Genomic DNA, 10,380 nt, shown 5'->3' on the forward strand with positions numbered 1-10,380 from the left:
GTATCCCGGTTGAGGAGGACCTGATGGCCGATGCCCGAGAGATGATCCGATCGGGCGACGTGGCCGCGCTGCGCGCCCTCCTCGCCGCCGACCCCGCGCGGGCCACCGCCCGCCCCGACGGCGCCCGTACGCTCTTGCACGTCGCCACCGACTGGCCGGGGCACTTCCCGGCGGTCGCCGAGACGATCGCCGCGCTGGTCGAGGCGGGCGCCGACGTGGACGCCCGCTTCCGCGGCGAGCACGCCGAGACGCCGTTGCACTGGGCGGCCAGCAGCGGGGACGTGACGGCCCTCGACGCGCTGCTCGACGCGGGCGCGCATATCGACGCGCCGGGCGCGGTCGTCGCGGGCGGGACGCCGCTGGACGACGCGGTGGCCTTCGGGCAGTGGGAGGCGGCCCGCCGCCTGGTGGCGCGCGGCGCCGCCGTCGGCTTCCGCCACGCCGCCGCGCTCGGCCTGCCCGGCCAGGTGACGGTCACCGGCCAGGAGGAGCTGGACACGGCCTTCTGGTACGCCTGCCACGGCGGGCAGCGGCGGATCGCCGAGCTGCTGCTGGAGCGCGGGGCGGCGGTGGACCGGGAGCCGCCCTGGGAGCCGGTGACGCCGATGGAGGCCGCGCTGCGTCAGGGGTTCGCGGAGCTGGCCGGATGGCTGCGGGAGCGGGGCGCGGTCAGTCGGAGATCGTGATGCGCAGCCGGCGGAAGCCGCGGCCCTTGCTCTCGACCTTGGCCACCTTGATGCGGCCGATCTGCTTGGTCGAGGCCACGTGGGTGCCGCCGTCGGCCTGGGTGTCGAGGCCGACGATGTCGACGATCCGCACGTCCTCGACCTCCGGCGGGACCAGGTTGGTCGCGGTGCGGATGATGTCGGGGATCGCGAACGCCTCGGCGCGCGGCAGAACCCGCACGTCGATGCGCCGGTCGGCGACGATCTCGGCGTTGCACAGGTCCTCGACCGACTCCTTGAAGCCGGCCGGCACCTCCGGCAGGTTGAAGTCCATGCGGGCGGTCAGCGGCTCCATGTTGCCGCCGGTGACCGGGCAGCCGAACTCGCGGAAGACCACCCCGCACAGGACGTGGAGCCCCGAGTGGGTGCGCATGAGCGCGGAGCGGCGCTCGTCGGCGACGGCCGCCCGGACGACGGCGCCCACCGGGGGGACCGGGTCGCCCTCTGCCGGGATCAGGTAGAGATCGTCGCCTTTGCGCACTCCGGCGATGCGGGTTTCCACGCCCTGCCAGAGGAGAACTCCGTGATCGGCCGGCTGGCCGCCGCCTCCTGGATAGAATGCCGACCTGTTGAGCACGATCCCTTCGGGGGTCGCGTCGAGGACCACGGCTTCGAAGTCGCGAAGGTTCTGGTCCGCCAGTTCGAGCCGTTGCGTTCGCCCGTGAAGATCGGTGGTCATGTCGGCAGCCTAGAGCTTTCGAGGTGGTAGATGCGCGCGAGGCTGCGTAGCCCGCTCAGGAGAACTCTCGCCGGCCAGGCCGCCTCGATGGCGGCGATTTGCTGCACTTTATCGGGATGTGCGGCGGCGGTGGCCACGCCGCCCCAGCCGCCCCTTGAGCGGCGCCCGCCGGTCGTGATGTTCGTCGGCGACAGCTTCACCGTGGGGTCGGGCCCGGTGCCGCGCTGGCACACCTACGCCGCCGAGGCGGCCCGGCTGCTCGGCTGGCAGCCGGTCATCGCCGGAGCGGGCGGCACCGGCTTCGTCAGCGACGGGCGCGTGGGCCGTACGTTCCAGGAGTCGTTCGAGGCGGAGCTGGCGTGGCGGCCCGCACCCGACGTGCTGGTGATCTCCGGCGGCCACAACGACGGCCGGTGGCCGGCCGAGCGGGTGGGCGAGGCGGCCGACAGGCTCCTCGACACCGCCCGCGCGACCTGGCCCAAGACGCAGATCGTCATGGTCGGCCCGATCTGGCTCGACCCGACGCCGCCCGCCAAGGCCTACCGAGTGCGTGACGCGCTGGCGCGGGTGGCGTCGAGCCAGGCCGTGCCGTTTCTCGACGCGCTGCGCAGGCCGTGGTCCTCCGGCGGCGGCAAGGCGGAGGTGAAGGCGGTGCTGCCCGACGGCGTGCACCCGACCCGCGCCGGGCACGCCCTGATGGGCCGGTGGCTCGCCAGGAGCCTGACCCGGCTACCTCACCAGGGCCCGTAGGGGCCGCTGTTGCCGCCGCGCCCGCCCATGCCCTTGACGGCGGGCTTGACGTCGACGATGTAGACAGTGGCGGCGATGACGGCGGCGATCGAGAAGATGCCGAGACCGATGCCGATGAACTGCGCGCCCCCGAGGAACAGGAAGGCGTTCAGGTAGGACCACGCGCCCGCCGCCGAGAACAGCGTGGCCAGGATCAGGATGATCAGCCAGATGTTCTTCTGCAGCTTCCCCGCCGACACGAACGCGCCGGTCGGCACCCGTAGCGCGTGGATCAGCGCGTAGGCCGACATGCCGAGAATGATCACGGCAAGCGCCAGGAAGAGGAAGTTGAGCCCGAGGTTGATGAATTCCATGAGTTTGGCTCCGCCCAGTGCCGCGATGAAGTCGGCCCCAGCCTAATAGCCGCCACGGGCACTCCGCGCGGCGAAAAGGCCCGCCCCCAGGACGGGGCGGGCCTTTGAGTCGGTCAGGCCTGGGCCTTGGTGGTGCGGTTGGTGCTGCGGGTCTTCTTGACGGGGGTGGCGACGGCCGGCTCGGCGGCCTCCGACACCTCCTCCAGCTCCAGCGCGGCCTCGCCGGTGGTCCGGCTGACGACCTTGCGGCCGCGGGTGGCGAAGTCCTCGTAGACCTCGACGGCCCGGTGGCTCAGCTGGTCGGCGTACTCGCGCGCCTTCTCGGGGAACTCCTTGGCGAAGCCCTCGGCCTTGCCGGCGTAGTCGCGGGCGCGGCCGGGCAGGTCCTTGGCCAGCTCGGCGCGGCGGGCCTGGAGCTTCTGCAGCTGGTCGGGCAGCTCGCGCAGCTTCTCCACGGCGAAGTCGCCGACACCGGCGACGGCGTAGAACGGCTTGGAATCGGTGAGCTTCTTGACCTCGGTGGCCAGCGTCATGGGTTAACCTTCCTTGGTTTCCTGGTTGACGGTGCCGTTGCCGTCGCTCGTCGCGTAGGGCTCAAGTGCGGCGACAAGCTCCGGCGGCAGCGGCTGCTCGTCGTCCGTGGAGGGCCCGGGGTCGGCATTCTGGGAGGTCTGCCCGTCCCCGGGCCGCTCCTTGCGGAACGACTCATAGATGTCGATCAACACCTGGCGTTGCCGCTCGGTGAGATGCGTGTCGGCTCTGATCGCACTGATCACGTCGCTGGGCGGCTCGCGGTCCTCGATGAGGCCCGCCTGCACGTAGAGCGCCTGCGAGGAGATGCGCAGACCCTTGGCGATCTGGTTGAGGATCTCCGCGCTCGGCTTGCGCAGACCGCGCTCGATCTGGCTCAGGTAGGGGTTGGAGACCCCCGCCTGCTCGGCGAGCTGGCGGAGGGAGATCTTCGCCTGCTGCCTCTGCTCGCGGATGTACTCGCCGATCGAGCCGACCTTCGGTAGTGCCATGCCTCCAGTGTGCCCACTCCTGCTTGCAATTGCAAACGGAGTGGTTAACTCCAGCAAGCGTCAGAGCTGGATGACCCACAGGAACGGCGTGGCTGTGACCAAACTCACCGACAGGGCCAGCACGCCGTAGCGCAGGCCGAGGTGGATCTCGGGGGCGGGCTTGATCAGCCGGTCGACCCTGGCCATGACGTGCTGGGCGTGCACGCCGAGCATCCCGCTGGGCGTCGGCATGGCCCCCGCGGTGCCGAACCTGAGCAGCGCCGTGGCGAGCCGGCGCGGCGAGCAGTAGCGGCGCGCCCGGTCGTCGGCCGCCATCTCGACCAGCAGCTCGACCTGGGCCTGCGCGTCACACACGATCTTGGACCAGGGCAGCGCCCGGCGCAGCGCGGCGAACGGCAGCAGCACCAGGTCGTGACGCTCCCGCACGTGCGCGGCCTCGTGGGCGAGCACGGCCGTCAGCTCGTCCTGCGACAGCAGCTTGAGCGCGCCCTCGCTGACCACGACCTGCGAGCGCAGCCCCGGCACGCAGTAGGCGGCGGCGCTCGGGTGGTCGAGCACCCGCACGCCCGGCACGATCGGGTCGTCGCGGGAGATGAGCCGCAGCAGCGTGCGGTGCCGCCGCCGGGCGCGCAACGCCTGCACCCCGGCCGTGAGCAGCACCACGACGAGCACGGTGAGCGCGGTCAGCCCGGCGATCATGGCGAGCACGTGCAGCGCGTCCCACGGCTGCAGCGGCGCCCGCCCGCGGGCGAAGGCCAGCAGGCCGGGAAGCACGCCGATCCCGTACGGGTCGACGGCGTAGGCCAGCATGGCGCCGGTCGTGGCCAGGCCCCAGGCCAGGCCGAGAGACTGCCAGAGAATGATGGCGACCCGCGGCGCGCGCGAGGTCCACCGGGCGGTGGTGAAACGCCAGGAGCCGATCGCGCACGCCGTGGCGAGCGCGGCCAGCACCGCTGCCGTGGTCACTCTTCCTCCAGCTCCGTAAGGGCTTTGCGCAGGATCTCCGCCTCGGGCCCGGAGACGGCCTGGGCGAATCGGGTCAGGGCGGCCGAACGGTCGCCTGTCATGCCGAGTGCTTCCAGCATAAGGTCAGCGATGTAGCCGTCACGGCTTTCGGCCGGTTCGTACCGCCAGGCGCGGCCGTCACGGGTGCGCTGGAGGAAGCCTTTACGGGTGAGGCGGTCGAGCACGGTCATCACCGTGGTCGGCGCCAAATCGCGGTCGGCGATGAGCCTGCCGACCTCGCGTGCGGTCAGCGGGCTGCTCTGCGCCCAGAGGATGTCCATGATGCTGCGTTCAAGCTCGCCAAGACCCTTCACGTCCTCCAGACTAGCTCTACGACGTGTCGAGCTGGAATTCGGGATGATGGTGAGATGGACATCACCCTGGTCCAGGGAGACATCACCGAGCAGGTGGTCGACGCGATCGTGAACGCGGCCAACTCGTCCCTGATGGGCGGCGGCGGCGTCGACGGGGCCGTCCACCGCAGGGGCGGCCCGGCGATCCTGCGAGAGTGCCGCGAGCTGCGCGCCTCCCGCTACGGCGGGGGCCTGCCCACCGGCCAGGCGGTCGCGACCACGGCCGGCGACCTGGCCGCGCGCTGGGTGATCCACACCGTCGGCCCGGTCCACTCGCGTACGGAGGACCGCTCGGAGCTGCTGGCGTCCTGCTACCGGGAGTCGCTGCGGGTGGCCGGCGAGCTCGGCGCGGCCTCGGTGGCGTTCCCGGCGATCTCGACCGGCATCTACGGCTGGCCGCTCGGCGACGGCGCCCGCATCGCGGTCGCGGCCGTACGGGGGAGTGACGCGCCGGTGAAGGACGTGCGGTTCGTCCTGTTCGACGCCGAAGCGTACGCGGCCTTCGAGCGCGAGCTCGGCAGGTAGTCCCGGCTCAGCCGACGGCCGACCACGGCAGCGTCACCTCGCCGAGCCGCCAGCGCGCCCGGCCGCCCAGCGGCGGGTGCCGGGGGATCGGCCACGAGCCCGCCAGCACGCCGACGGCGGCCAGCCAGCGCTGCCGCAGCCCGTGCGCCCCGTACGGCGCGCTCACCGCCCAGGCGTGGTCGAAGTCCCGCAGGAACGCGTGGATGCGCTCACCCGGCACGTTGCGGTGGATCAGCGTCTTCGGCAGCCGGTCGGCCAGGTCGGAGGGCCGCTCGAAGGCGTCGAACCGGGCCGAGAACGTGAGCGTGCGCGGCCCGTCGCGGTCCAGCCCCACCCACACGGCCCGGTGGCCGGTCTCCGAGCAGGTGCCCTCCACCAGGACGCCGCCCGGCGCCAGCTTGCCGCGCAGCAGCTCCCAGTAGTGCCAGGCGTCGGACTCGCCGTACTGCCGCAGCACGTTGAAGGCCCGCACGAGCGTCGGCGGGCGCCCGACCGGCAGCTCGAAGCCGCCGAGCCGGAAGCTCAGCCCCTCGCGTTCGTACGGCCTGGCCAGCGCGACCCGGGCCGGGTCGATCTCGACGCCGACGACCTCCACGTCCGGCGCGACCCGCCGCAGCCGGGTGAACAGCTCCAGCGTCGTCGTGTGCGACGCGCCGTAGCCGAGGTCCACCACGAGCGGGCGGGACGCGCGGCGCAGCAGCGGGCCGTGCACGGCGGCGGTCCAGCGGTCGGCGCGGCGCAGCCGGTTGTGCCCGGTCGTGCCCCGGGTGATCGCGCCGACCGGCCTAGCCACTGACGCGGTGCACCTTGTGCTGGGCGGCCTGGGCGCGCGGCCGGATGACCAGGCGGTCCACGTTGACGTGCGCCGGCCGGGTGACGCACCAGGCGATCGCGTCGGCCACGTCGTCGGCGCTCAGCGGGTCGGGCACGCCCTCGTACACCTTGGCCGCCGCCGCCTCGTCGCCGCGGAACCTGGTCACCGCGAAGCCCTCGCTCTTCACCATGCCCGGCGCGATCTCGACCACCCGCACCGGCTGCCCGACCAGCTCCAGGCGGAGCGTCTCGGTCATCGACGTCTGCGCGTGCTTGGCCGCGCAGTAGCCGCCGCCGCCCTCGTACGACACCAGTCCGGCCGTCGAGGTGAGCATGACCAGCACGCCGTCGCCGGAGTCGACGAGTTTGGGCAGCAGCGCCTGGGTCAGGCGAAGGGAGCCGAGCACGTTGGTGTCGTACATCCGCTGCCAGTCGTCCAGCCGGCCGCCGGCCACCGGCTCCAGCCCGAGCGCGCCTCCGGCGTTGTTGACGAGCACGTCGCAGCGGTCGAGGGAGGCCGCCAGCGCGTCCACCGACTCCTGGGAGGTGACGTCGAGTGTGACAGCCCTGATTCCCGGCGTCTCGGCGGCCAGCCTGTCGAGCCGGTCCCGCCTGCGCGCGCCGGCCACCACGTCGTACCCCTCGGCGGCCAGCCGGCGGGCGGTCGCCTCGCCGATCCCGCTGCTCGCGCCGGTCACCACAGCCGTTCTCTTCATGGCCCACATCCTGCCAGGCCCCCCGGTTGTGACCTTCTGCCGGGAATGTCGGGATGATCTGAGCAGTTGTAATCCGCTTGGAGGTGGTGTCGGGTGAGGCGACGACGGGTCAACCGGGTCGCGACCATCAGCATGCACACGTCCCCGCTGGACCAGCCCGGAACGGGCGACGCCGGGGGGATGAACGTGTACATCGTGGAGTCGGCCAGGAAACTGGCGCGTCTGGGCGTCGAGGTGGAGATCTTCACCCGCGCCACGGCGCGAGACCTGCCACCGGTCGCCGAGCTAGAACCCGGCATCCTGGTCCGCCACCTGACCGCCGGGCCGTACGAGGAGATGGACCGGGCCGACCTGCCCGGCCAGCTCTGCGCGTTCCTGTCGGAGGTGCTGCGCACCGAGGCCATGTACGAACCCGGCCGCTACGACGTCATCCACTCGCACTACTGGCTGTCCGGCCAGGTCGGCTGGCTCGCCAAGGAACGCTGGGGCGTGCCGCTCGTGCACACCATGCACACCATGGCCAAGGTCAAGAACCGCTTCCTGGCCGCCGACGACAAGCCCGAGCCGCCCGCCCGCGAGGTCGGCGAGGAACAGGTCGTGGGCATCGCCGACCGCCTCGTCGCCAACACCGCCGACGAGGCCGGCGAGCTCATGGAGCTGTACGGGGCGCCCCGCGAACGCGTCGCCGTGGTGAACCCCGGCGTCAACCTGACCGTCTTCCAGCCCGCCTCACAGGGCGCCGCCCGGCAGCGGCTCGGCCTGCCGCAGGACGCCCACGTGCTGCTGTTCGTGGGCCGCATCCAGCCGCTGAAGGCCCCCGACGTGCTGCTGCGCGCCGCCTCCCGGATGCTCATCGACGACCCCTCCCTGCGCGGCCGGCTCGTCGTCGCCTGCGTCGGCGGCCCCTCCGGCAACGGCCTGGCCCGCCCGTCCCTGCTCACCGACCTGGCCGCCGAACTCGGCATCGCCGACGTCGTCCGCCTCGTGCCGCCCGCGCCGCAGCACGAGCTCGCCGACTGGTACCGCGCCGCCGACGTCACCGTGGTGCCCTCGCACAGCGAGTCGTTCGGCCTGGTCGCCCTCGAATCACAGGCGTGCGGCACCCCTGTCGTCGCCGCCGCCGTCGGCGGCCTGCGCACCGCCGTCCGCGACGGCGTCTCCGGCCTCCTCGTCGACGGCCACGACCCGCACCAGTGGGCCGCCGCCCTGCGCCGCCTCGTCACCGAACCCCGATGGCGCGAGATGCTGTCGGCCGGCGCCCGCGAGCACGCCGCCGCCTTCGGCTGGCAGGCCACCGCCTCCCGCCTCACCGAGGTCTACGCCGCCGCCATCGCCAACCTGCACCGGGTGCCGGTGGCGGTCAACTCGTAGACCGTCTCCTAGGGTGTACTGATGCGCGACGTTGTCGAAGCCGCGCTCAAGGCCGCGGACGTCACCTACGACGAACCGCGGCCCGGAGCGTTCCTGGTCAAACTGCCCGGACAGCACAAGCTCGCCACCATGACCTGGCTCATCGTCGGTGACCGGGTCCTCCACGTGGAAGCGTTCTTCTGCCGCCAGCCCGACGAGAACCACGCCGAGTTCTACAAATGGCTGCTCGGCAAGAACGGCGCCATGTACGGCGTCCACTTCTCCGTCGACCCCGTCGGCGACGTCTACCTCGTCGGCCGCATCCCCCTCGCCGCCGTCACCGCCGACGAGATCGACCGCCTGCTCGGCTGCGTGCTCACCTACGCCGACGACTGGTTCGACCGCGCCCTGGAACTCGGCTTCGCCTCCTCCATCAGGCGCGAATGGGAATGGCGCGCCAAACGCGGCGAATCGCTGGCCAACCTGCAGGCGTTCGCCCGGTTCGCCGACCCGGAACGCGCGTAAGATCCTGGGGCGTGAGTGACACAGGAGGTATGGAGCCGCACGTTCCGCACGTCGCGCGCATGTACGACTACTTCCTCGGCGGCCACGACAACTACCGCGTCGACCGCGAGGCCGCCGCCCACGTCCTCGAGATCGTGCCCGGCATCCGCGAGGACGCCCGGGCCAACCGCGCCTTCCTCGGCCGCGCCGTACGGGCACTCGCCGACGACGGCATCGGCCAGTTCCTCGACATCGGCTCCGGCCTGCCCACCTGCCGCAGCGTCCACGAGGTCGTCCCCGGCCGCACCACCGTGTACGTCGACTCCGACGCCCAGGTCGTCAGCCACGCCCGCACCCTCCTCGACGGCGTCCCCGAAGCCCTCGCCGTCCGCGGCGACCTGCGCAAACCCACCGACATCCTGAACAACCCGGCCGTCGGCCAGCACCTCGACCTCGACCGGCCCGTCGCCGTCCTCCTGCTCGCCATCGCCCACTACGTCGCCGACGACCCCCAGCCGCTCATCGCCGAACTCATGGCCCCCCTCGCCCCCGGCAGCCACCTCGTCCTCTCCCACGTCTCCGACGGCACCACCGACCCGCGCCCCCTCTTCGCCGGCCTCGACCTGCTGCCACCCGGCGTCGTCACCGTGCCCGAATGGCGCCCCGAAGACCTCGTCCGGCCGCCCACCCCCCACTTTCTCTGCGGGGTCGCCCGCAAACCATAGGATTGGCCGCATGGCGACATTGGTGCTGCTACGGCATGGCGAAAGCGACTGGAACGCGAAGGGCCTGTTCACCGGCTGGGTGGACGTCTCCCTGTCGGCGAAGGGCGAGGACGAGGCCCGCCGCGGCGGCAAACTCCTCACCGAAGCCGGCGTCTACCCCGACGTCGTCCACACGAGCCTGCTGACCAGGGCCATCCAGACGGCCCAGTACGCCCTCGGCGAGGCCGACCTGCTCTGGCTCCCCGTCAAGCGCTCCTGGCGGCTCAACGAACGCCACTACGGCGCCCTCCAGGGCAAGAACAAGGCCCAGACGCGCGAGGAGTTCGGCGACGAGCAGTTCATGCTGTGGCGCCGCTCCTACGACACGCCCCCGCCGCCCATCGCCGACGACGACGAGTACTCCCAGGCGGGCGACCGGCGCTACGCCCTGCTCCCGCCCGAGCTGATGCCGCGCACCGAGTGCCTCAAGGACGTCGTGGACCGGATGCTGCCCTACTGGTACGACGCGATCGTGCCCGACCTGTCCGCCGGGCGGACCGTCCTCGTGGCCGCCCACGGCAACTCGCTCCGCGCCCTGGTCAAGCACCTCGACGGCATCGGGGACGAGGAGATCGCGGGGCTGAACATCCCCACGGGGATCCCGCTCCGGTACGAGCTCGACGCCGAGTTCCGGCCGGTGCGGCGTGGGGGCGAGTACCTGGACCCGGACGCGGCCAAGGCGGCCATCGAGGCCGTGGCCAACCAGGGACGCTGACGCGCGTACGGTCCTCGCCGTCGGGCGCGCCGCGGTTGCCCGTGGCCAGGATCGTCTGCCCGGACGTGCCCGGCCCTTGCCTGATCGCCAGCGCCTCCACGACGAA

The 10,380-nt window shown here is 72.3% G+C and carries 15 protein-coding genes; 7 read left to right on the plus strand and 8 right to left on the minus strand.

What is annotated here, in order from left to right:
- Positions 1 to 23: 23 nt before the first annotated feature.
- Entirely contained in the window at positions 24 to 686 is a 663-nt protein-coding gene (locus ACWDXC_RS42045; RefSeq protein WP_449992162.1) for an ankyrin repeat domain-containing protein, read from the plus strand.
- Here ACWDXC_RS42045 and ACWDXC_RS42050 read toward each other — a convergent pair.
- Complete coding sequence (locus ACWDXC_RS42050; protein ID WP_219517839.1) at positions 670 to 1,404, minus strand: alanyl-tRNA editing protein; 735 nt, start codon at positions 1,402 to 1,404, stop codon at positions 670 to 672. The two genes, ACWDXC_RS42045 and ACWDXC_RS42050, sit on opposite strands and share 17 nt — an antisense overlap.
- Positions 1,405 to 1,533: 129 nt before the next feature.
- Here ACWDXC_RS42050 and ACWDXC_RS42055 point away from each other — a divergent pair, with 129 nt between their 5' ends.
- Positions 1,534 to 2,154: an SGNH/GDSL hydrolase family protein gene (locus ACWDXC_RS42055; RefSeq protein WP_375075170.1), complete on the plus strand. Its 621-nt coding sequence runs from the start codon at positions 1,534 to 1,536 to the stop codon at positions 2,152 to 2,154.
- Here ACWDXC_RS42055 and ACWDXC_RS42060 read toward each other — a convergent pair.
- From ACWDXC_RS42060 to ACWDXC_RS42080, 5 genes are all read right to left on the minus strand, one after another.
- Positions 2,139 to 2,507: a DUF2516 family protein gene (locus tag ACWDXC_RS42060; protein WP_449992166.1), complete on the minus strand. Its 369-nt coding sequence runs from the start codon at positions 2,505 to 2,507 to the stop codon at positions 2,139 to 2,141. The two genes, ACWDXC_RS42055 and ACWDXC_RS42060, sit on opposite strands and share 16 nt — an antisense overlap.
- A gap of 113 nt (positions 2,508 to 2,620) precedes the next feature.
- A complete protein-coding gene (locus ACWDXC_RS42065; protein ID WP_449992169.1) occupies positions 2,621 to 3,040 on the minus strand; it encodes a hypothetical protein in 420 nt (139 codons plus the stop codon).
- 3 nt (positions 3,041 to 3,043) lie between these two features.
- Complete coding sequence (locus ACWDXC_RS42070) at positions 3,044 to 3,529, minus strand: helix-turn-helix domain-containing protein (RefSeq protein WP_219517844.1); 486 nt, start codon at positions 3,527 to 3,529, stop codon at positions 3,044 to 3,046.
- 60 nt (positions 3,530 to 3,589) lie between these two features.
- Entirely contained in the window at positions 3,590 to 4,495 is a 906-nt protein-coding gene (locus tag ACWDXC_RS42075; protein ID WP_219517845.1) for a M56 family metallopeptidase, read from the minus strand.
- Positions 4,492 to 4,848 (minus strand): BlaI/MecI/CopY family transcriptional regulator, encoded by a 357-nt coding sequence (locus tag ACWDXC_RS42080; RefSeq protein WP_219517847.1) that lies wholly within the window; start codon positions 4,846 to 4,848, stop codon positions 4,492 to 4,494. The genes ACWDXC_RS42075 and ACWDXC_RS42080 overlap by 4 nt, the downstream gene beginning before the upstream one ends.
- A gap of 54 nt (positions 4,849 to 4,902) precedes the next feature.
- Between ACWDXC_RS42080 and ACWDXC_RS42085 the strand changes: the two genes are divergently transcribed.
- Entirely contained in the window at positions 4,903 to 5,412 is a 510-nt protein-coding gene (locus tag ACWDXC_RS42085) for an O-acetyl-ADP-ribose deacetylase (protein ID WP_449992174.1), read from the plus strand.
- A gap of 7 nt (positions 5,413 to 5,419) precedes the next feature.
- Here the strand turns inward: ACWDXC_RS42085 and ACWDXC_RS42090 are convergent, their stop codons facing one another.
- Positions 5,420 to 6,205, minus strand: a complete 786-nt coding sequence (locus ACWDXC_RS42090) for a class I SAM-dependent methyltransferase (RefSeq protein WP_449992177.1) — start codon at positions 6,203 to 6,205, stop codon at positions 5,420 to 5,422.
- Positions 6,198 to 6,941: an SDR family NAD(P)-dependent oxidoreductase gene (locus tag ACWDXC_RS42095; RefSeq protein ID WP_449992179.1), complete on the minus strand. Its 744-nt coding sequence runs from the start codon at positions 6,939 to 6,941 to the stop codon at positions 6,198 to 6,200. Before ACWDXC_RS42095 ends, ACWDXC_RS42090 begins: the two co-directional genes overlap by 8 nt.
- Positions 6,942 to 7,034: 93 nt before the next feature.
- Between ACWDXC_RS42095 and mshA the strand changes: the two genes are divergently transcribed.
- From mshA to ACWDXC_RS42115, 4 genes are read left to right on the plus strand one after another with little or no spacing between them, the layout of a single operon-like run.
- A complete protein-coding gene (gene mshA / locus ACWDXC_RS42100) occupies positions 7,035 to 8,312 on the plus strand; it encodes a D-inositol-3-phosphate glycosyltransferase (RefSeq protein ID WP_308126190.1) in 1,278 nt (425 codons plus the stop codon).
- A gap of 21 nt (positions 8,313 to 8,333) precedes the next feature.
- Positions 8,334 to 8,816, plus strand: coding sequence for a type III secretion system chaperone family protein (locus ACWDXC_RS42105; RefSeq protein WP_219517856.1), 483 nt, complete (start codon positions 8,334 to 8,336; stop codon positions 8,814 to 8,816).
- A gap of 11 nt (positions 8,817 to 8,827) precedes the next feature.
- Positions 8,828 to 9,520 (plus strand): SAM-dependent methyltransferase, encoded by a 693-nt coding sequence (locus ACWDXC_RS42110; RefSeq protein ID WP_375075167.1) that lies wholly within the window; start codon positions 8,828 to 8,830, stop codon positions 9,518 to 9,520.
- Between the two features lie 10 nt (positions 9,521 to 9,530).
- Positions 9,531 to 10,274 carry a phosphoglyceromutase gene (locus ACWDXC_RS42115; RefSeq protein ID WP_219517858.1) on the plus strand — a complete coding sequence of 248 codons (744 nt, stop codon included), beginning with the start codon at positions 9,531 to 9,533 and terminating at the stop codon, positions 10,272 to 10,274.
- The last annotated feature ends 106 nt before the right edge of the window (positions 10,275 to 10,380 follow it).

The sequence above is a fragment of the Nonomuraea sp. NPDC003214 genome, from assembly GCF_053590035.1.

Coding starts and splice junctions, on each gene's coding strand:
- ACWDXC_RS42045 (WP_449992162.1), top strand. CDS start 24: ATGGCCGATGCCCGAGAGATGATCCGATCGGGCGACGTGGCCGCGCTG.
- ACWDXC_RS42050 (WP_219517839.1), bottom strand. CDS start 1,404: ATGACCACCGATCTTCACGGGCGAACGCAACGGCTCGAACTGGCGGAC.
- ACWDXC_RS42060 (WP_449992166.1), bottom strand. CDS start 2,507: ATGGAATTCATCAACCTCGGGCTCAACTTCCTCTTCCTGGCGCTTGCC.
- ACWDXC_RS42065 (WP_449992169.1), bottom strand. CDS start 3,040: ATGACGCTGGCCACCGAGGTCAAGAAGCTCACCGATTCCAAGCCGTTC.
- ACWDXC_RS42070 (WP_219517844.1), bottom strand. CDS start 3,529: ATGGCACTACCGAAGGTCGGCTCGATCGGCGAGTACATCCGCGAGCAG.
- ACWDXC_RS42085 (WP_449992174.1), top strand. CDS start 4,903: ATGGACATCACCCTGGTCCAGGGAGACATCACCGAGCAGGTGGTCGAC.
- ACWDXC_RS42095 (WP_449992179.1), bottom strand. CDS start 6,941: ATGAAGAGAACGGCTGTGGTGACCGGCGCGAGCAGCGGGATCGGCGAG.
- ACWDXC_RS42105 (WP_219517856.1), top strand. CDS start 8,334: ATGCGCGACGTTGTCGAAGCCGCGCTCAAGGCCGCGGACGTCACCTAC.
- ACWDXC_RS42115 (WP_219517858.1), top strand. CDS start 9,531: ATGGCGACATTGGTGCTGCTACGGCATGGCGAAAGCGACTGGAACGCG.